At 37.5% G+C, this 21,380-nt stretch carries 18 protein-coding genes and 2 pseudogenes; 4 read left to right on the top strand and 16 right to left on the bottom strand.

The window, feature by feature from the left end; all coding sequences use genetic code 11:
• The first annotated feature begins 198 nt into the window (after positions 1–198).
• Complete coding sequence (locus tag LNP81_RS18265; RefSeq protein ID WP_230038329.1) at positions 199–2,193, top strand: PAS domain-containing sensor histidine kinase; 1,995 nt, start codon at positions 199–201, stop codon at positions 2,191–2,193.
• 522 nt (positions 2,194–2,715) lie between these two features.
• Positions 2,716–3,003 carry a hypothetical protein gene (locus LNP81_RS18260; protein ID WP_230038327.1) on the top strand — a complete coding sequence of 96 codons (288 nt, stop codon included), beginning with the start codon at positions 2,716–2,718 and terminating at the stop codon, positions 3,001–3,003.
• A gap of 40 nt (positions 3,004–3,043) precedes the next feature.
• On the opposite strand, the gene LNP81_RS18255 is transcribed toward LNP81_RS18260, so the two are convergent.
• Together LNP81_RS18255 and LNP81_RS18250 are read right to left on the bottom strand one after the other, a co-directional pair.
• Positions 3,044–3,388, bottom strand: a complete 345-nt coding sequence (locus tag LNP81_RS18255; protein WP_230038325.1) for a TDT family transporter — start codon at positions 3,386–3,388, stop codon at positions 3,044–3,046.
• Between the two features lie 324 nt (positions 3,389–3,712).
• The gene (locus LNP81_RS18250; RefSeq protein WP_071637756.1) at positions 3,713–4,084 is read right to left on the bottom strand and encodes a winged helix-turn-helix transcriptional regulator; all 372 of its coding nucleotides are present in this window, start codon (positions 4,082–4,084) and stop codon (positions 3,713–3,715) included.
• A 160-nt stretch (positions 4,085–4,244) separates the two neighbouring features.
• Between LNP81_RS18250 and LNP81_RS18245 the strand changes: the two genes are divergently transcribed.
• A complete protein-coding gene (locus tag LNP81_RS18245; protein ID WP_230038323.1) occupies positions 4,245–5,012 on the top strand; it encodes a nuclear transport factor 2 family protein in 768 nt (255 codons plus the stop codon).
• Entirely contained in the window at positions 4,999–5,253 is a 255-nt protein-coding gene (locus LNP81_RS18240; protein ID WP_230038321.1) for a DUF2798 domain-containing protein, read from the top strand. The genes LNP81_RS18245 and LNP81_RS18240 overlap by 14 nt, the downstream gene beginning before the upstream one ends.
• Positions 5,254–6,071: 818 nt before the next feature.
• Here LNP81_RS18240 and LNP81_RS18235 read toward each other — a convergent pair.
• The 14 genes and pseudogenes from LNP81_RS18235 to LNP81_RS18170 all read right to left on the bottom strand — a co-directional run bounded on the left by LNP81_RS18235 (position 6,072) and on the right by LNP81_RS18170 (position 21,351).
• Positions 6,072–6,983, bottom strand: a complete 912-nt coding sequence (locus tag LNP81_RS18235; protein WP_230038319.1) for a helix-turn-helix domain-containing protein — start codon at positions 6,981–6,983, stop codon at positions 6,072–6,074.
• 95 nt (positions 6,984–7,078) lie between these two features.
• On the bottom strand, positions 7,079–7,516 hold the full coding sequence (locus LNP81_RS18230; RefSeq protein ID WP_230038317.1) for an ester cyclase: 438 nt from the start codon (positions 7,514–7,516) through the stop codon (positions 7,079–7,081).
• 66 nt (positions 7,517–7,582) lie between these two features.
• Positions 7,583–8,347, bottom strand: coding sequence for an SDR family NAD(P)-dependent oxidoreductase (locus LNP81_RS18225; RefSeq protein WP_230038315.1), 765 nt, complete (start codon positions 8,345–8,347; stop codon positions 7,583–7,585).
• A 567-nt stretch (positions 8,348–8,914) separates the two neighbouring features.
• A complete protein-coding gene (locus LNP81_RS18220; RefSeq protein WP_230038313.1) occupies positions 8,915–11,332 on the bottom strand; it encodes a heavy metal translocating P-type ATPase in 2,418 nt (805 codons plus the stop codon).
• An 87-nt stretch (positions 11,333–11,419) separates the two neighbouring features.
• Positions 11,420–11,979 (bottom strand): annotated as a pseudogene (locus LNP81_RS18215) (helix-turn-helix domain-containing protein).
• Between the two features lie 51 nt (positions 11,980–12,030).
• Positions 12,031–12,285 (bottom strand): DUF6755 family protein, encoded by a 255-nt coding sequence (locus LNP81_RS18210; protein ID WP_082577852.1) that lies wholly within the window; start codon positions 12,283–12,285, stop codon positions 12,031–12,033.
• A gap of 19 nt (positions 12,286–12,304) precedes the next feature.
• A complete protein-coding gene (locus LNP81_RS18205; protein ID WP_160372953.1) occupies positions 12,305–12,823 on the bottom strand; it encodes a Rieske (2Fe-2S) protein in 519 nt (172 codons plus the stop codon).
• Between the two features lie 5 nt (positions 12,824–12,828).
• Positions 12,829–13,398 (bottom strand): 4Fe-4S dicluster domain-containing protein, encoded by a 570-nt coding sequence (locus tag LNP81_RS18200; protein ID WP_056205550.1) that lies wholly within the window; start codon positions 13,396–13,398, stop codon positions 12,829–12,831.
• A gap of 17 nt (positions 13,399–13,415) precedes the next feature.
• On the bottom strand, positions 13,416–15,632 hold the full coding sequence (locus LNP81_RS18195; protein WP_160372954.1) for a molybdopterin oxidoreductase family protein: 2,217 nt from the start codon (positions 15,630–15,632) through the stop codon (positions 13,416–13,418).
• Between the two features lie 74 nt (positions 15,633–15,706).
• Positions 15,707–16,756, bottom strand: a complete 1,050-nt coding sequence (locus tag LNP81_RS18190; RefSeq protein WP_056205554.1) for a hypothetical protein — start codon at positions 16,754–16,756, stop codon at positions 15,707–15,709.
• 258 nt (positions 16,757–17,014) lie between these two features.
• A pseudogene (locus tag LNP81_RS18185) lies at positions 17,015–18,496 on the bottom strand (MFS transporter).
• A gap of 243 nt (positions 18,497–18,739) precedes the next feature.
• Positions 18,740–20,017 (bottom strand): alginate export family protein, encoded by a 1,278-nt coding sequence (locus LNP81_RS18180; RefSeq protein ID WP_160372956.1) that lies wholly within the window; start codon positions 20,015–20,017, stop codon positions 18,740–18,742.
• A gap of 23 nt (positions 20,018–20,040) precedes the next feature.
• Entirely contained in the window at positions 20,041–20,628 is a 588-nt protein-coding gene (locus LNP81_RS18175) for an SCO family protein (protein WP_160372957.1), read from the bottom strand.
• A 24-nt stretch (positions 20,629–20,652) separates the two neighbouring features.
• Positions 20,653–21,351, bottom strand: a complete 699-nt coding sequence (locus tag LNP81_RS18170) for a formylglycine-generating enzyme family protein (RefSeq protein WP_230038311.1) — start codon at positions 21,349–21,351, stop codon at positions 20,653–20,655.
• Positions 21,352–21,380 lie beyond the last annotated feature (29 nt).

Below are 21,380 nucleotides of genomic sequence, written 5' to 3'. Positions count from 1 at the left end.
CCAAATTAAGGAAACTCTTTGGAAAGCGTAATGGCTTGGACCTTGCCGCACCTGGCAATAAGGTCAGACGCCCCTTTATATATGCAGAGAAATAACATTTTTTAAATTCCTGATAATTGATTAACTTGGTGTAATGGGACATAAATAAATTATCTCATTGAATATAAAAGAACTTTCAAATCTTCTACGCCTTATTATATGAATATCGACAACCAACAGGAACTCTATTTACTAGTCATGAATGCGCCGGTGGGCATCTGTGTTTTGGATGCCCACACCCTTAAAGCGGAAATTGTAAATGACAGTTTCATAGCCGTGGCCGGAAAACCCCGCGAAGCGATCCTTGGAAATTTTTACTGGGATGCTTTCCCTGAAGCACGCCCACATTATGAAAGCGCACTCGCCGGTGTTATTTTAAAAGGAAGCCCTTACTCTAATAGCGAAGCCGAGCGTAAGGTGATCAGGGGTGGTAAGCAAGAAACGGTTTATATGGCTTTAGTGTATGCCCCGCTAAAAGATACTGCAGGAGAGGTGAAAAAAGTGGCCGTCTGGGTTACGGACAATACCCTGCAGGTGCTCCAAAGGCAAAAAGTGGAAGAGAGCGAAAAATTTGCGCGTACCGTTTTTTATAATTCTCCCGTAGCGAAATTGGTATACACCGGGCCTGATATGGTTCTGCACCAGGCCAATGAAAAGATGCTTGAAATATTCGGCAAGGGCGATTCCATTATCGGAAAACCCATCATGGAAGCAGTACCCGAGATGAAAGAGACGCATTTGTTCGGGGCCTACCAGCACGTTTTGAAGACTGGTGAAATTCATACCCAAACGGCATCCCGCATTATGTTTATTAAGAATGGTTCGCCATATTATGGCTACTATGACTACACTTACAAACCCTTATACGATGCGAAAGGCAATATCTATGGTGTCATCTGTACGGCTATTGACGTAACAGAAGAGGTAGTGGCGCGCAACAAACTGCAAGAGGCCGAACAAAACATGAGAGGCGCCGTTGAACTCGCCCAGCTTGGTACCTGGAGCATTGATGTGGCATCAAACGGACTGACCTACTCGGACCGCCTGATCGAATGGTTTGGGTATGACCCTGCCGCCCAGGATTATAATGAAGTTATACCGATCCTTTTGGAAGAAGACCAGCAAAGGGTCGCCAATGCCGTGGCATGGGGACTGAATCCTGAATCGGGAGGTTTGTATGATGAGACCTATACCATAATCCATCCCACTACAGAGAAAAAAAGAATATTGCATGCCCAGGGTAAAACTGTTTTTGATCCCGAGGGGAACCCGGTACGTATGAACGGCACCGCCCAGGATATTACCATCCAGATGGAACTGCAGGTGGAACTGGAAAACCAATTGCAGGAGCGCACCGAAGAGATCGCCGCTGTTATAGAGGAATTAAGGGCTACCAATGAAGAATTGGAACAGACCAACGTGCAGCTCATACATTCCAACGGGGAACTCGAGCAGTTTGCCTACATAGCCTCACATGACCTGCAGGAACCGCTTCGCAAGATCAGCACTTTTGTGCAGCTGCTCGAGGGTAAAATCACCGATCATCTTGACGAAAAATCACAGGGATACATCAATAAAATAAAAGACGCCACCAGCCGTATGGGCAAACTGATCCGCGATGTGCTCGCCTACTCGGCCCTGCCGAAAGAGGATGCCACTTTCGTTGAAGTCAATCTTGAGGACACGGCCCGTAATGCGCTGGAAGATTATGATGTGGTGATGGAGCGTACGGGAGCCCAAGTGACATGGAACGAGCTGCCGGTCATCAAAGGCATTCCCCTGCAGATGTCCCAGCTGTTTTTCAATCTGATAGGCAACGCTTTAAAATTTATACGCCCTGATGTGCAGCCCAAAATTGATATTCATTGCAGTATTGCCACCGCCGAAGAGATCCGCTCGGTACATCTAAAGGAAGGGATGTCGTATTATAAAATTCAATTTACTGATAATGGCATTGGCATGAAGCCCGAAGATACCCAGAAAATTTTCAATATATTTCAAAAACTGCACCGCAAAAGTGAATTTGCGGGCACGGGAATCGGGCTGGCCATGTGCAAAAAAATCGTCCAGAACCATAATGGGGAAATCGATGCCAGTCAAAGCAACGAAAATGGAGCTGTATTTAACGTTTACCTGCCCCAGAATATTAATTAATAGTAATTACAATGTGGCCTTGCCGGCGTTTTGCAGCCCGACAGTAAAATCCTTCTGCGGAGGTCTTCGGCGCAAAAGATTGGAATCTCCAGCGGAGGCAGCCTGCCAAAAAATTATAAGTTTAAAAATTACAGAGTATTTATTTCCAGAGTGGCTGTGATAACTGGTCGTCTAAGTTCACTATAACGCTTATCTTTGTCTTCTAATGATACACAATAACCGTTTTCCACTTCCACCAATACAATTGGATTAAAATTTACATTCCTGCAGAGGCAAAAATTGGGCCGCTGCCCATAGCCCCGATAGCAGTGGAAATCCTTTTGTGCCGGTGTTCGGCGCAAAAGATTGCAACGTATAGCGGGAAAAGCTCCTAAAAAATAGCATCATCACCCCTCTAATCTAATCGCGTTTTGGATAACGAGAAGTTAAAGCTAGATTTATATTTCATTTTAATGCTGATTTTAAGTACATAAAACAATCCAAATTAATCGTTTTTTCGTAAATTTAGGTAAAGCTATATTTATGGAAACATTACCACTATTTCATATACAAGTTTTGCAGCTGCTTGCCGTGAAATACAGCTCAGGCTGTAGTTTGGAAGAAATGACCAGTTTTCTTGCTCCGCTCATTAGTGCTCAAAAATTCTTTAACGGCACTAATTATTCTGGCAGGGAATTCGAGGCAACAGTGCTCGAAGCCTTAATTGTTTTAAATGACAAGGGCCACATCTTTTTAAATTCAGGAACCGATAAAAGCTTCATCACCATTAAGGGCATGATGGCAATAAACAGTAAGGTCTTGTGCAATTAATAGCTTGGTAAATCCTCAATGCAAAATTCAACGTTTTTACTTATTTTGGAATATACTTGCCCTTTAAAGCAAGTTTAACGGATCCAATTGTTACAATTACAATTAAAATATTAGTAATACAAAAGATAATTAATGCCAGCCCAGTAACAACTGAATCATTTGCTTTTAAAGCAAATAGGGATAACCCCTGAGATAAAGTGGTGATTCCAAAAGTATACGCCCAATAACCCGGAGCAAATGACTGTTCTTTAAGCCATTTTAAGGCAAAAGTTATCGAAACAAAAATAAATAAAGCATATCCCATAAGCGCATAAGTAAAAGGCATGCTTGCCGTTGCATCTGCATTGATTACATCAAAAATTTCTACAACCAATGCAGAAGACATTCTGCTCTTGGAAATTTAACAATAGAAGAATTTTAAAAGAAACATCTTATTTCTTGAAAGAAAACTACATCTCTTACTGATTTTTTTTGCTAATTACCACTTCCAGAAATTATCTGTTTAGCGTAGATCAAAATACAATCTATTCAGAATATAAGAAAGATACAAATTTAAGAACTGCATTTGGCATTATAAAATCCAACCATTTTCTGAGTACACTTCTAGGTGACAATTTAAATGAAGTTTGGTAGCACAAAGATCACAGAATAATTGAGTCTGGGGAATGGCTATTTTTCGCTTTATGATGGACGATTTTCCCTTAGCATTTTAAACTGCCTCTTGTAAATCTCTTTTATGCTGCTGTAATTCATTAAATATCGGCATATAATTAGTGCCCCATTTTTCCATGTTCGAAATTAATGGTAATAAAGTTTTACCCAGATCAGTCAGGAAATATTCAACTTTAGGAGGCAGCACCGGGTATATTGTTTTTCGTACCACACCGTGATCTTCTAATTCTTTTAGCTGAAGATTCAAAACACGTTTGGTAGCATCAGGATGGCATCTGTGTATTTCACTCGGTCTTCTTACACCTTTAGATATAGAATCGATAAGACAGGGTTTCCACTTCCCTCCTATTATTTCAAGTGTTATACTCATTCCGCAGTCAAAATCTTTTGGAATCTTTTTTTCGTACATAACAGCTATATTTTTTATAGGTACAAAAATAAGCATATAATCAATACGGGCTCTATAACCTTATATGGATAATATTATCCCCATACGAACCTTTTATCCATTATTGCATCACTACAACGGTCAAGATAACTTTGCCGAATAATTTTTAACAATATAAAAAATGGAACTTTCAAACAGAGAAAAAGCTGCTGCAATTCAAAACAGTATCGAAACCGAAACTTTAGGACAAATAGGCTTAATTAATCCTAAATCATACAAACAGCACAATATTAATGTAGCCGACGGTTTTGATGCAATTATGGCACTGCACGATTTAATGCCGATGGAAAAAGTATACACCAATGTGGTAAGGGCTTTTCAGGATGGCGATATCGGATTTGTGCATGTCGATTATTATTTATTTGAACCAACGGTCGCTTTTGATATTCACCGATTCGAAAATGGTGTGAGTGTAGAGCATTGGGATAATTTACAGACGAATCCTAAAAAAGTAAACAAGAGCGGAAGAACAATGACAGATGGTAAAACAAAAGCTATTGATCATCATTTAACAGATGCTAACAAAGAACTAGCTTCATCTTTTGTTTCAGAAGTTTTGGTAGGGAAAAAATTTAATGAAGCTTCAAAATATTTTGACGGCGACATCCTTATTCAGCATAATCCTGATATGGGAGACGGTGTATCGGAGTTTTTTAGTGTTTTGAAACAATGGGAAAATAATGGCAAAGCACAAGTTTACACTGCTGTACATAAAGTTTTGGGAGAAGGAAACTTTGTTTTGGTTTTAAGTGAAGGTTACGTTGGAAAAACACATTCGGCTTTTTATGATTTGTACCGAATTGAAAATAATAAAATCATAGAGCATTGGGATGTTATTGAAGAAATTCCATCTTTAGAGAATCAGAAAAACACAAATGGAAAATTCTAACCGATTGCTTTTAAAAGTCATGAAGCTTGTTGCTAAATATGTCAATACCCTTTTTGTGGTTACACCAATGACACTGATAATGGCAGTTTGCGTACTCATTTTAAATAATGGTTATGAAAAAGAAGCATGGATTTTTACATTTTTTAAATCCTGGCTCATTATGCTGCCCATTGCTTATGTTAGTGCCCTGATCATTATCCCTTTGGCTAATAAACTGACGCTTTATATTTTTAGAGCGTAATTGGGAATTTATTTTCATTTTAAGATGCTGTCCGAAAAGTAATTTCGGGCAGTTTTTTTGTTTTACAGATTGATTTTTGTTATACTTAAATACTAAAATCAATGATTATGCAGCCAGTTTTTTGCTTTTAGTAAAAATTATATGATGATGAAACAATCGTTTAGAACCAAGTTGTTTTGTTCACTATATTTGAATGTTCATTTAAAATGAACGAGATATAATAATGAACAAATAAATATAACTTTAATTTTTTTATATAATTTGTAGATGCCAATCAAAAAATAGCATTAAATAATCTTGGTATTCAGGCTGTCTATTTTCATTCTAATTCAGACACAGAGAAATTCAACTAGAAAATTTCAGGATAATTTTGCTCGTTTCGAATTACCAAACGGGCAGAAGGGCTGGATTGATTTAACGGGGGAGAGAATATTTGGACAATTAAAATTATTACAGATGAAAACAAACCTTTTTATTGTACTCCTTTTCTTGTAATTATTTAGCTTCTTAAATTTTTCAATTGTTTTTATAATCCAAAGCCTAATGTCTTGTTTTTTTATTGTACCAAATTTCTCTAGAATAATTTACTGCCTTAAACCAATTCAGTTTTTAAAAGTTCTCATCAATCACCAACAGGATATCCAAACCAAATTACTAAAGCCACTGGAAGACAGATAACTACATATAATCAGCCAAAAGGCGCCAATTGAAGACAATTGGCGCCTTTCTTCAATTACGCTATCAGGCAAGGTAACTTTGGATTTTTTACATTTATTTTCTCTCTGTAAAAAGAGACTTCAAAAACTTAAATAAAACGATTAATTAAACTTAGCTCTAAACTTTAAGGGTGTTTCGTTTGTTTTGTTTTTGAACAATTTACTAAAGCTCTGAAGGTGTTCGAATCCCAGCTCATACGCAATTTCACTAATTGACAAACTAGTAGTAGAAAGTTTTTCTTTCGCTTTTTCTATGAGTTTATTGTGAATATGCTGCTGCGTATTCTGACCAGTATGAAGCTTCAGTAAATTGCTTAAATAATCTGAAGAAACATTCATATTATCAGCAACAGTCTGGACAGAAAGAAGATTTCTTTCGTCACGGTTTTTATCATCAAAATAATTATTCAAAAACTCTTCAACTTTTGATAGTATTTGATGACTGCTGATTTTTCTTGTAAGAAATTGGCGATTGTAATATCTGTCGCAATATTTGAGCAGCAATTCTATCTGCGCAATTATTAAATCCTGGGTAAATCTATCAATGTTGATGTGGTATTCTTCTCTTATATTTTCAAAAATATTTACAATGATATTTTCCTCTTTTTCAGAAAGAAATAGTGCTTCATTAATTGAATAATCAAAAAACGTGTAGCTTTTTATGTTTTTCGCTAATGCTGAATTCCATAAAAAGTCTGGGTGAATTTGCAATAAATACCCTGCGCCTTTATGTAATGAATCAGGATCCTGCTGCAGCCGCAAAACCTGCCCCGGTGCTATAAATGACATTATACCTTCGTCAAAATCGTAAACCTGCTGGCCATAATAAAGCTTGGCTCCAATATCCCTTTTTAAAGCAATAGAATAAAAATCCATCACAATGTTTGTCGTTTTTTCATCATCAGGGAATTTTACCTGTGAATAATCGACCAGGCTTATTAAAGGATGTTTCGGCTTCGGAAGCCCTCTAAAACGATGATAATCTGTGATGTTTTTTATTCTAATTACTTCCATAGTTACAAAATTACATTTTTTTGACACTAGAAATTCAGATAAATTCTTTTAAAAGTATATTCAAAAATTATTATACGAATATGCTATTTGATTTTTTATTCCTCTTTGCCTTGCATCAAAAGACCAAACCAGTCTTCTAAATGCCAGGTATGGGTAAGTTTGCCATTTTTCAAATAATGAAATTCATGCAGTGCTATTGTTACTTTCTTATTCGTTGGAGGGATTCCCATAATTTCCTTTACATGCGTAAATTGCATTGAGGCTCTTACAGCTGCACGCTCGTGGCTGCCAAATATCTCATGAATTACGATTTCTATATCAGGACATAATTCGAACAAAAATTTCATAATTGCCTGCAGTCCTTTTGGGTTATCTTCTTGATGTGGTGCGAGTGGAATATCTTTCCAGTCGGGCATGCAAATTTCGTCTAATACTTCTGGCTTTTTAAGTTCCCATGCTGCATAAAACCTTTCAATGGTGTCTATTTCCTGTTTCGAAAGAGCTTTGACTACTCCTTTATCTTCTTTTTCCATTTTATATTCTTTTAATTGTATGTAACATTCAGCTTATCAACTATGATCAACTATTTTTAAGTCTAATTATAGATTTGAACCTCCTGAAATTTCTATTCGCTGAGCATTAATCCACCCGCCGGCATCACTGCATAAAAAGGCTACCACTCCCCCAATGTCCTCGGGTAGTCCAACTCTTCCAAGAGCAGTTTGCGAAGCCAGGTATTGGTTCATTTCTACATTGTCACGTACCGCACCGCCCATAATATCTGTTTCGATAGCACCCGGAGCAATAACATTTACTCTTATGTTTCTTGCACCAAGTTCTTTTGCCTGATATTTTGTCAATGTCTCCATTGCTCCTTTTAGTGCTGCATAAGCTGCAAATCCCGGCGTGGCAAAACGGGTTAGTCCTGAAGAAACATTTACAATTCCTCCGTAAGCTCTTAGTAATGGCAATAATTTTTGTGTAAGGAAAAATGGACCTCTAAGATGTACATTTTCCATTTCTGTAAATTGAGCTTCATTGATAGCATCAAAATTTGCATAGTGAATAAACCCTGCATTATTGATCAAAAAATCAATTCCATCTGAGTGGAAGTAACTGGTTATTTGGTCTCCAAGATTTTTTGTAAACATATCAAAACTGGAACAATCTGAGACGTCTAGTTTTATAGCAACCGCCTTTTGTCCGATATCATGAATTTGTTTTACGACATTTTCTGCTATTTCTTTTTGAGTGTTATAGGTTAAAACTATATCCAATCCGTTTTTGGCAAGATTGATCGCCATATCTTTTCCAAGACCGCGACTCCCTCCTGTTACTACTGCAATTTTACTTTGCGATGACATAATGATTATTTTAGTATTATTATGTTGCAAATTTGCTCAGATACAGGAAAGAAAATTTAGCCAAAACCATAATTTAAGTAGCCAAAACTGGTAAAATGGAATAGCCGACAACTTTAGTGGCAAGAACGACATTCAAATAATGATGGTGAGCTTATTCCTTGAAGCATTCCCAACAACCCAGATAAATGACAAAATTCAGTTTTTAAAAAATCTCGTCAATCCCCAACAGGACATCCAAACCAAATTCATAAAGCCAATGAAAGACAGCCTCTACTTCAGTAAGCCCATCTCTTCAAATCCTCCATAAAATTTCTAGAAATTTGTCCAGTCCGGGTCACAACAAGCCAAATGGCGTCAATTGAAGACAATTGACGCCAATTTTTTTTATAATCTCACTTTATTTTTATTAGTTTAAAGATCCGGGCTACTCAGCAGCCAATTGATATTTGTTTAATTGAAGATTATTATTCTCCATTTTTTACTTTTTTAGAAAGTTATTTATAAATACAAATTTCGGTATGATGCCCCATGTATTGTTTTATTTATTGATTTGTGAGATTTACTGTTTTACTTTTTCCATTTTAAACGCAAGCTGTTACTTACCACACTTATACTGCTGAATGCCATTGCAGCGCCTGCAATCATAGGGTTAAGCAAAAAGCCGTTTATCGGATAGAGAATGCCCGCTGCAATGGGAATACCAATCAGATTATAGACAAATGCCCAAAACAGATTTTGTTTTATGGTAGCTACTGTCTGTTTGGATAATCTTATTGCCTGTGGAATTTTGGTAAGATCCGATGATATAATGGTCATCTTGGCTACATCCATTGCAATATCACTTCCTTTACCCATTGCTATACTAACATCGGCAGTTGCAAGGGCGGTACTGTCATTGATTCCATCGCCCACCATTGCAACGATTTTTCCTTGTTGCTGGAGTTCTTTTATAAAAGCGGCTTTATGCTGGGGCAGCACCTCTGCCTTATAATGTCTGATACCTGTTTGCTCAGCAATGGCTTTCGCAGTGGCTTCATTATCTCCGGTAAGCATATAAAGGTCAATGCCCATAGCCTGCATTTCCTGGATAGCCTGTGCTGATTTTTCTTTTATATTGTCAGATATTGCAATTACAGCAAGAGCTTGTCTGCTGTTTAAAAACCAAATAACAGTTTTGGACTGGCTGCCCCATTGTTCGGCCTGGATTTGTAATTGGTCATCAATAATGATATTGTTTTCTGCCAATAACTTTTTATTGCCCACATAATAGGTGTCATTGTCATGGCCGGCTTTTGCACCTTTACCGGTTATACTTTCAAAACCGGACAATGCGGGTGTCGGTATGCCGTCAAAATGTTTCACTACGGCTTCTGCCAATGGGTGCTCCGATTGTTTTTCAATGCTCAATAAAACATTGCTGGCTGCATCATCATTGTTCAGCCATTTGAAACCCGTAACCTCTGGCCGCCCCTCAGTAATGGTTCCGGTTTTGTCTAAAACAATAGCGTCAACTTTCTTTGCCAGTTCAAGGCTTTCAGCATCTTTAATCAGGATGCCATTCTCAGCACCTTTACCAACACCTACCATAATAGCGGTTGGTGTTGCTAAACCCAAGGCACAGGGACAGGCGATAACCAATACCGTAACGGCTGCGAGCAATCCATGTACCACTCCGTTATCGCCATCCAAAACAAACCACAACATAAATGTCAGGATGGCAATTCCTATCACAACAGGAACAAATATACCGGCAATCTTATCTACCAATTTCTGTACAGGTGCTTTGCTTCCCTGCGCATCCTGTACGGTTTTGATAATTTGGGCAAGCATCGTTTCTTTTCCTACTTTAACGGCCTTAAATTGAAAGCTCCCTTTTTGGTTAATCGTTCCTGCAAATACTTTTTCACTTCCTTTTTTTAGTACTGGTATCGGCTCGCCGCTAAGCATACTCTCATCAACATAGGAACTCCCTGAGGTTACTATACCATCCACTGCAATTTTTTCGCCCGGCTTTACAAGAATAACGTCACCTGTAGCTACCTCTTCAATAGCAGTCTGTTTTTGGGTTCCGTCCGGTAGTATCACGATGACGGTTTTGGACTGTAGGCCCATCAGCTTTTTAATTGCTGAAGAGGTATTCCCTTTGGCTTTTTCTTCCAGTAATTTTCCCAGCAGAATGAATGCAATAATAACAGACGCCGCTTCAAAATAAACATGGGCGTGTAATCCGCGCCTGTGCCAAAATTCAGGCAGCAACATATTGAATACACTGAACAGATATGCAATGCCTGTACTGAGTGCCACCAGTGTATCCATATTGGCTGAACGGTGTATAGCTTGTTTCCATGCATTGATGAAAAAATCTTTGCCTAACCATAAGACAACAGGTGTAGAAAACAGCCACATTATAGGGTCTGCGTAGGGCATATTCATAAAGAACATCCCAATAACAACCACAGGAAAAGACAAGATAATTGCCCAAATGGTTTTGATTTTTAGATTCTGGAATTTTTGAGCATGGATTACTTCTAAAGTTTCCTGTTGTTTGGTTTCATCCTCAATCAATAAATCGTAACCGATAGATTGTACCGCTTTTTGCAGTTTGGCCGCATCGGTCATATTGGGCAGGTATTCAACGGTAAGATTACCCGTTGCAAAATTTACAGCAGCGCTTACCACTCCTGGCTCGTATGTAACAATGCTCTCAGCACTGCCCGCGCAAGAGGCGCACGTCATGCCCAATACTGGAAACGTGTTTTTTACGGTCGAAACGCCATACCCCAAGTCCTTGATTGCTTTGATCGCTTCCGCTACCGCTTGTGTGTTGTCAACCGTGATAACAGCCCTGCGGTTGTTCAGCTCTACCTGGTGTGTTTCTATGCTTTTCAATCTTGCCAGTCCCTTTTCAACGATGAGTGCACAATGTTCGCTTTCTACATCTTCCAAGGGAAGATAAATGACTTGCTTATTTTTATCTGTTGCCATTTTTTTTTGCTTTAATTAACAATACAAAATTGGGATAATATGGGTGGGAAGCGTTGTGGAATTATGAAATGGATTTGTAAGATTTACTTAGACCTTATCCGATGGTTTTCTTTTATCCTCCCGTCTTTGCTTGAAATAGCTCGGAGTAAGCCCGGTTACCTTTTTGAACTGGTTGCTTAGATAAGCAACACTGGAGTAATTAAGGTGAAATGCAATTTCACTGAGGGACAATTCGTCATAAACCAATAGTTCTTTTATCTTTTCTATTTTTTGGGCGATGAAGTACTTTTCAATGGTGGTGTCTTGCGCTTCGGAAAACAGGTTGGACAAATAATTGTAATCATGTTGAAGTTTGTCGCTTAATACATCGGAAAGATTGGTTTTTACACCATTTTTTTGATGATGTACTAAATCAATAATTATATTTTTATTCTTTCTACAGTTCTGTTTCTCTTATCGTCAATGATTTCAAATCCTAATGTAAGCAGCGTTTTTTCCAATTTAAATAATTCTTGAGTCGTAGGTTCGCTGCTAAGTGTAATCTCCCCCAGCTTTATGCTCTTTAGGTTTAAGCCTAACTTTCCCAATTCATTCTGCACCACCATAATACAGCGGTCACAAACCATATTTTTTATAATAAGCAACATCACTTTGCTTCACATCTAAAGAAAATATTAATTTGAAACTCTAAAATAAATTTATAACCGTTTATTCTTCAAATTTCCAATTGGTAAGTAATAAAGCAAACCGATTCCTATCAGAAATAATATCAATGAAGCTATAAATGCAGGAATAAGGATTTCTTTATTATTATCCAAAGCATTGTTCAAGGCGGCATATAATAACCAAATTTGAATAGTCACATTTAGTATTAATATAAAAATAATAGTAGAAAGTATCGCGTTTAATTTATTTGGATTGGCTTGATTCTGACTAGTTCTAAAAGTACTCATGGTTTTTTATTTTAGGGATTTATCCTGGTTTCTCTTCCAGATTCTCTGATGCTCTTACATAAATGGCATTCTCTTTAAAAAGCACTTCCAATTTAGGCAAAGCTCTGGGCGGGGGGCCAGCGATAACATCTCCGGTTTGAGCGTCAAAAGAACCTTCGTGACAAGGACAATGAATAACTCCCGTGCCAGGCTTATAAAAAACAGAGCAGGAAAGATGGGTGCATTTTTGTTCATACGCTTTGAATTCTCCCGTCTCCAGATGAATCAATATATAAGGGATTGTACTTCCTTCGATAACAAAAGCACGTGTACCCCCTACAGGCACCTCTTCTTTTTTACATACAAAGTGCTCTCCATCCAGCTCATCTTTTGGAAATAGGTGCGCTTTGGCTGCCACCAGACCACTCCCAACCATTAACCCGCCTGATACTAGTGTAAGGAATTTAGCAAAATCGCGACGGCTCACATTGGTTGCCTGTTGTTTTTCGATTGGAAAATCTTTTTTCCAGTTTTTATTTAAATTATCTTCTTTAGACATGAATTCTAATAAATTATTAATTGATTACTGCCTTTTGGCATCATAATATTAACTTTTGTATTCACTACCTCTTCTCCAAAAAGGAAAGTATTTACTGGCGAACTATTTGGACGCATTTCCTGTATTTCCTCTCTGGTGCCGTAAAACAAAGCCCCACTTGGACAAACCGTAGCACACATAGGTTTTTTGCCCACGCTTGTTCTGTCGTAGCACATCGTACATTTCATCATCAAATCGTAGGACTCTTCTTTTTTAGGCACGCCAAATGGACAGGCCATCACACAATTCGAACAACCAATACATCTTTCCGTATTGGCAGTATGAACAATTCCGAATTCGTCTTTTGAAATAGCATCAGCAGGACATACATTTGCACAAACAGGATCGTCACAATGCATACACACCTGTACAGTAGTTTGCACAGTTGATGCCCTATCGACATAATTTACGTGAATTAAAGATTCCTGACCATTGGTTTCGCATTCAGCACAAGCCATTTCGCAGGCTTTACAGCCAATGCAACGTTGCATATCTACAAAAAACTCTTCATTTTTATTAAAATTGGTATAATTCATTTTTTGTTTTTTAGTTGTTAAACACTAGCGTAAGCCATAGATTCGCTCGAAGGTGGTGCTATTTCACGCAAAGGTTCCAGATGACAGGCACAAACTTTGAATTCCGGAATTTTAGAAATAGGATCTAATGTTCCGGGAGTTAATTGGTTTGCTGATTTTTTTCCAGACCAGTGGTACGGTATAAAAACCGTGTCTTCGCGAATCGTTTCTACAATGTTTGCAGGAAAAATGCCTTCACCACGCCGGGTAGTAACTTTTATTAATTCCCTTTGTTTGATGCCGTATTGTTGGGCTAAATTTGGATGAATTTCCAATAAAGGCTCCGGATACTGATCAACCAATTTTCCAATTCTTCGTGTTTGTGTACCACTCAAATATTGAGAAACCACACGTCCTGTCGTCAAAATTATTGGATAATCGGCATCTGGCACCTCACCTGGAACTTTGTACGGTGCCGGATTAAAATGAGCCCTTTCATCTGAGGTTTTAAATTTTTTATCTTCCCATAAACGCGGTGTTCCCGGATGTCCTATTTCAGGACAAGGCCAAAAAACACCCATTTCGTCTTCAATTCTTTGGTAGGTAATTCCATAATAATCAGCAGTTCCTCCTTTTGAGGCTACCCGCAATTCGTTAAAAACGGCTTCGCTGCTATCATACGTAAATTTATCCTCCACCCCTAAGCGTTTGGCTAATTCCAAAATAATCGAAGTATCGGTTCTGGCATCTCCCGGAGGAGTAACTGCCTGACGGATTCGGATAACACGCCCTTCGGCTGAAGTGGTTGTACCTTCTTCTTCCTCCTGTAATGATCCTGCCAAAACAATATCGGCATGACGGGCCGTTTCGTTTAAGAAAAAGTCAATACAAACATAAAATTCTAACTTTTCTAAAGCCTCCCGAACATAATTGCTGTTAGGCAGGGAAACTAGCGGATTAAAACAAATCGATAATAGCCCTTTAATCTCCCCACGATGAATGGCTTCGATTATTTCATAAGCCGACAACCCTTTTCCGGGCATATCTTTCTCATTAATACCCCAAACTTCTGAAATATATTTACGATGTTCCGGATTTTCAATATCCCTATTTCCTGGCAGCTGATCGCATTTATGACCGTGCTCTCTACCGCCTTGCCCATTTCCCTGTCCGGTAATAGTGGCATAACCGCAATATGGCTTACCAATTCTTCCTGTTGCGAGTACCAAATTAATGCATCCCAACACATTATCTACGCCTTTAGAATGATGCTCAATACCACGGGCATGAAGTAAAAAGCTTGTTTTGGCTCTGCCCCATAATTCGGCTGCCTGTTGAATTTTTTCTTTTTTAATCCCTGTAACTTGCTCTGCCCATTCCAGGGTATAATCTTTTACGGAATCTATAGTCTGCTGAAAACCTGAGGTATGGTTGGCAATAAAATCGTGATCCAGCATGTCATGATCCACCAAATATTTCAGCATTGCACCATACAAAGCCGAATCTGTTCCCGGGCGGACATCCAAATGAAGATCGGCTGTTCTGGCTAATGGAATCATTCTTGGGTCAATAACTATCAATTTTGCACCACGGTCTCTGGCTTTCCAAATCCAGTGGGTTAATGTTGGGAAAGTTTCACTAACATTGGCACCAGCCACAATAATTACTTCCGCATATTCCAGATCCGAATAGTTATTAGAGCCCCGGTCCAGACCAAATGCTTTTTTATTTCCTGCTCCTGCACTTACCATACACAAGCGTCCATTATAATCTAAATTTTTTGTTTTTAGAGCGACACGGGCGAACTTACCCATCAAATAACTTTTTTCATTGGTTAGCGAAACACCCGAAAGGACTGAGAAGGCATCGTTTCCATATTGCGCCTGAATCCTTTTAATTTCAGAAACTGTTTTACCCATCGCATCATCCCAGGACGTTGGTACAAATCCTTGCCCTTCTACTCTTTTTAGCGGGGACAAGAGACGGTCCGGATGATTGTTCTGTAAATAGCGCTGGACCCCTTTAGGGCACAATCGCCCTTCGTTGAACGGAAATTCCATCCAGGGTTCAAAACCTACTACTTTGTTGTCTTTAACCGACAATTGAATACCACACTGCATTCCACAAAAACAACAATGTGTTTTTACCAATTCATCTGGCTCATCCCTGCCCTCATAACCATCTTTCGGTGTGTAGTTTTTATGAGGTCCAAATTGCGTGATAATGTTTTGTTCCGAAACAGGTAATTTTGCCATGTTTTATATTTTTTAACCGATGCGATAAAAAAATCACCAGTGTTGTTTTTAATTTTCAATTCAACTAAAAAAAATTAGCCAAATAAATTTCCGCCTTCCAGTCGTGCTTTTAAGTGGGCTTGTGCCAAACGGGATCTTTTACCTTCAGGGCTTAAATCTAAATGCGATGTTCCATCCGGTCTGTCAAAATTGAAACCTAATTCCTTAGTTACTGTTTTAAGATCTTTTATATGCAAATTGGTAGCGAATTCCTCTCCGGTGTGCTCACAAACTGCCATTCCCATTTTCATCCCCTGCTTTTTATATATATGTGCCCCAATTTGTGCCGGACGCTGAATGATATGAAAAAACTTTCCAAACGGAATCCAGATTAAAAACATAATTACCGTTACTGCATGCAGAACAGCTAGGAAATCAAATGCAAAACCTTTCATAAACTGATAGGAATAGGTTAGCCCCAATCCTGTAGCGGAAATAGCAATTAATAAAATTAGGGGTAATAAATCGCCTTCAAAAGTTTGAGTAGCAATTAAACCAGGATTGGTCAAACGTCTTCTTAAGTAGTATAACGAACCGAAAATAACCAAGTAAGAAGACCAGTTCAGGGCATGAAAGGTTAGGAAGGCCATAATGGAACCCAATTTAAATTCCATGACCTTGAAACCGAAAAAATGTGCTTCGTAAACCGATATTGAATCGGGGGCCATAGTAAAATGAATCCATCCAAAAGTCAATGGAATCGTAATTAAAAAAGCGGAAGTACAGCCTATGGCAATCATAAAATGCGCCATCCACCGATATTTGCCCCGGGGATAAATAAATTTCTGAAAAGCAATATTTTCAATTGTTTCTTTTGAAGCAAACCAAAAGTGAGAAAACACTTTTCCCGTAAACAAGTAACTTACTCCTCTTTTGAAATAAATCCACGTTGGCGGCCTTTGCAGCCAAACAGAATAACGGTATACAATACCAAAAAAAGCAAATACTGTCCCAAATAAATACGTAATTAATGCCGCATCAAAATTTTGCAGTTTTCTGGATCCATAAAATACTAATATGATCATTAGCACGGACATGGAAGCGGCAATTAGTAAAGCCTTTATATTGTAGTTTCTATTTTTCATTTTAAATTATCATTACTTCAAGTCACTTTTAAACACTAATTATTAAAGAATAACTGTTAATTTACAAATTACAATCCGAACCAAATACATGAAATAGGTTTCATTTTCTGACTATTTATAAAAACAGCTTTTAAAAATGTTGTACTACTAAAGAGGTTAATTTACAAAAAAAAAGCAAGAGGCTAATCGATTGCAAGATCAATTGATTAATTTCGTTCTAATTTATAATAAAAATTAATAATATTTTATATTCATTGGCTATTCTGAAACATCTTTTCTATCCATATCCTGATCAAATTCAGGTAGTTTTTCTTTAGTCACTTTTACAATTACACGGTGCATCCAAATCAAACAAATAATAGATAAGACAAAGATAAAGAGCCATGAACTGGTCCAAAAACCAGTAAAAGCAAGCAGGTATCCAAAAACTATTGGACCAATAAATCCTCCCAAACCACCAATCATTCCAACCATTCCTCCTATAACCCCTACCTGATTTGGAAAATATTCAGGAATGTGTTTGTAAACTGCTGCCGAACCAATTCCCCAACAAGTCCCAATTAAAATAACCAAGACAAGATAAACCCACATATTCGCTTCAAAATGAATCTGCGTGATTCCGTCTGCAATTAATTCTTTTTTCTGAACTTTTTGATTTTCTGCTACAACAACTTCCTGCCATGTTTTTTTAGATGGAAAAAACGGATTGTGCTCTGCATTAACATCTTTTGAAGTAACTAAATATTCTTTTTCTCCAATAACTATTTTAGATGGTGAAACTTGTGTAACCGTTCCTGCTTTTGCTGCCATCAAGCCGCTACCGGAAGTAGTAATATTCATTTTTGGAAACAAAAGTAAAAAACTCAACACTACCGAAGTACTCAATACCCAATACATCACTTTTCTTGCTCCAAATTTATCGGATAAAAATCCTCCAAAAGCACGAATAATACCAGCTGGTAAACTAAAACAAGTAGTAAACAGCCCTCCTAAAATTAAAGTTGTATGATAAACATTCATAAAATTAGGCAACAACCATTGGGAAAATGACACAAACGAACCAAACAGCAAAAAGTAATAGGTTCCAAAGCGCCAAACACGCACCTCTTTAAGCGGTTGTAAAAGTTCTTTAACTGTTTTTGCTTTTGCTTCTATTTTTTTAGTTTTCGAAAAAAGAATAAAAACAATACCCATCGTCAACAATACTACACCGTAAATAACAGGCAAATATTTCCACCCATTTACTGGATCTGACTCTGAAAAGTATTTTAGCATACTGGGTGCTATAAAGGGAGTAATAGAAGCTCCTGCAGTACCCATTCCGAAAATTCCTAAGGCACGTCCTTGCCATTCTTTAGGATACCATAGTGAAGTATAGGCCACACCAACAGCAAAACTTGTTCCTACCATTCCGAACATAAAACTCAATAGTGCGAACATCCAAAAATTGGCAGCAAAAGGAAGCAAAAACAATGGAATAGATACCAAAATCAGCAAAGCAGAATACACCACTCAACCTCCATATTTATCTGTTAAAATACCCATTGGTAACCGCATGAGCGAGCCTGTAAGTATTGGAATTCCCAATAACCATCCGATTTGAACTACATTCCAATCAAATATTTCCTGGTCAACTAAAAAAGTGACTAAAACACCATTTAAAGTCCAACAAGCAAAACAGACTGCAAAAGCAAGTGTGTTTAAAAATAATATTCTGTGTGATTGTGATAAATTGCTCATACTTACTTTAATTAATTCTTAAACAAAGATAAAATAGTCCGTAATCCTAAAACATGATATAAATCATTTATTGTTTTCAAGTCAAAATAACCAGAAAATAAAGATGAAATTAATAAAAATAAGCTATAAAACCCAGTATTTCACAAAATGAAAAAAAACAAATACTAATCCAATCAGCCCATTGGGGTTATGCAAAACTTTCTAGAATATAGCATTTTAGACAGCTTTCAAGTGAATTAAAAATTATTTTTTATGCGAAAAAATCTGAGGATTTACATTAATCATTACCCACGCCCAATTGTTAACGTGATCAACGTGGCCATCTTTCAATCTTTGCATGGTATCGGTAGCAAACATTTGGGAATAACCTCCCGTTACATTCACAAATTTATGCGCTGAATAGCCAAATGTAAAATCGATTTCCGTACCAAGATAGTTCTTCATTTCATTTCCATTAGCATCCAAAACGGTATTCGCAGTATTAAAAGCATGGGGAAATAACGCAAATTGCCATTTGTTGACATTGTATGCAAATTTCAAAAAAGCATCCTTTAAACCAACCGAATTTTTATGATTTCCCACATAGAAATAATCCATATATCCATTAAAGGCATGATTGGTTCCAAAAACAGGATGAAAGGATTTTATTGCTGAACTAGTATTTTCCTGGCTCTTTCCGGAAAGATATTCGTATCCAAAACCAGCTTTAAACTTATCGGTCAGGTCATAATTAAAATTAAGAGCTACGTCAAAAGCATTTACTGTATTAGTTGCATTTTTTCCTGTTTGCCCATAAAACCATAAGTCTACATCCCAGGATTTCCCTTTGGTTTTCCAATACGTTCCAAAAGTCTGCATGTAATCTACTTTCAATTCGGGTGTTGGTGTTGGAACTGGATCTGTTAATTTATTTTCATAACCTGTATTTAAAAACAAGAAACTCATATTTATTTTCAATAACTCAGTATGGTACCAAGCATATTGCATCGATTTGTAATTTAGCACGGTATAAGGTGTTGTAAGTTCGGTTTCAGCATTTGCATTATATGCAATCGCTACATCCAGATGATTTTTGTTACTTTTAAAAGTTGCTATCGCAGCATCGTGACTTTGCGCTTGTTGTGCCCAATCGACTTCACCAAAAATGCGTTGATTGTCATACGAAATCACCTGACGGCCTAAACGCGCACTCCATTTTTCACTAAAGTTATATTGCACCCAGGCTTCATATAACTGAATCCCGTTTACATCTGATTTGGTATTTGTGGGCACATCTCCCCAAACACGAACATTTTGCATAGTAAGTCTGGTAATAAATTGATCTTGCCTGAAGTTCAGATTCAAACGAGTTCTGGATGAAACAAATTGAGCTGCCGTTTCTCCATAAGGAATTGGGGCTTTATAGCCATTTCTAAACTCATAACGAGGTCTGATCTGTAAATTTGCATCCAGTTCCTGAGCAAAAGCAATACAGCTGAACACTGGTAAAAGTGTTATAACAATAATTTTCAAGATTTTCATTTTGTAAGTTTTAAGAAAGAAGTTTACTCTATCTTTTCAGCTTCTTCAGTAATTTTTTTAATCGTTGCTTCAGAATTTACACCCAAACCTTCTTGCTGAAATGTTAATTCCCCTTCGGCATTAAAAACACTTATTATGTTAGAATGCGAAAAATCTAAAGGAGCAATTTTCTTGTAGTTGACTGCCAAAACCGCTGCAAACTCTCGGGTATTTTCTTCTGTGGATCTCAAAAATTCCCATTGTTCCCCATCCATTTTATTAGCAATAGCAAATTCTTTTAATCGTGCCGGAGTATCAACTTCCGGATCTATGCTTACCAATAGGAACTTTACATCGGGTTTGATGTTCTCAGACAAACGAGATTCTATATTTCGCATATCGGCCACTAGTCTGGGACAAGCTGCCTTGCAGGAAGTATAAATCATTACCATAACGAGCACTTTGCCTTTTAAATCCTTCATTTCAAGATTTTGCCCATTTTGATTGGTCCATTTTGAAGGCAGATTGTATATGGATAAATCTGAAATCGGTTTATCTTCGGATTTTTTATTAGTATTACATCCCTGTAAAACTAAAAGGACTAATGTTAATCCCAGGAACAGTTTTTTCATTTTTTTATATAAATAGTTTAGAACCTATTTTAAATCTTTGGCACAGCGAAAACCTAAGTTTTTGGTGGTATAATTTGCTTTCAGGCTGCTTCTGAAAGCATAGCGCATAAAAGCCGCATAATCCATTAAATCGCTGGCATTTACGGATCCGCTGCCGCAAAAAAGATTTTTATCTGTAGCTTTATCTTTTCTGGACTCGCCAGAAAGAAAGATACTATTGAAATCGCCTGTCCATTCCCACACCAAACCGTGCATGTCATAAACGCCCCAGTAATTCCTGAAGGTTTGACCTACAGGGTTTAAATAGGTTTTTGGCTTCTCATACCACGACAAAATGTATTTATTGAATTCTTTTTTAGAACGTGCATCAATACGTTTTTCATCGGCCATGGCTACATATTCCCATTCGTCCATTGTTGGCAGTCTTTTGCCTTGACATTCGCAATATTTTTTGGCAGCAAACCAGGAAACATTGGTAACCGGGGCATTGTTTAAATTCTTTAAACCATAATCGAAATCACTTGTCCATTGTGCCAGATAACTTTTATCTGCAAAAATACCTTTGATTTTAGAACGACTATACTCTGGGTATTTTTTGATAAAAGCAAGAAATTGTATATTGGTAACTGGATACACATCAATAGTAAAAGAAGGTATGTTGACCGGTTTTTCAGAAGTAGCACCATAAAGGGGCACAAAACTACCGCCCTTTATGGATGCCATTTTTTCTTGTTGAGCAAAAAGAGAACTTA

The sequence above is a fragment of the Flavobacterium piscisymbiosum genome, assembly GCF_020905295.1.
GTDB classification, from domain to species: Bacteria; Bacteroidota; Bacteroidia; order Flavobacteriales; family Flavobacteriaceae; genus Flavobacterium; species Flavobacterium piscisymbiosum.
The sequence above is the reverse complement of the archived record's forward strand: the minus strand, read 5'-3'. Positions and strand labels throughout refer to the sequence as shown.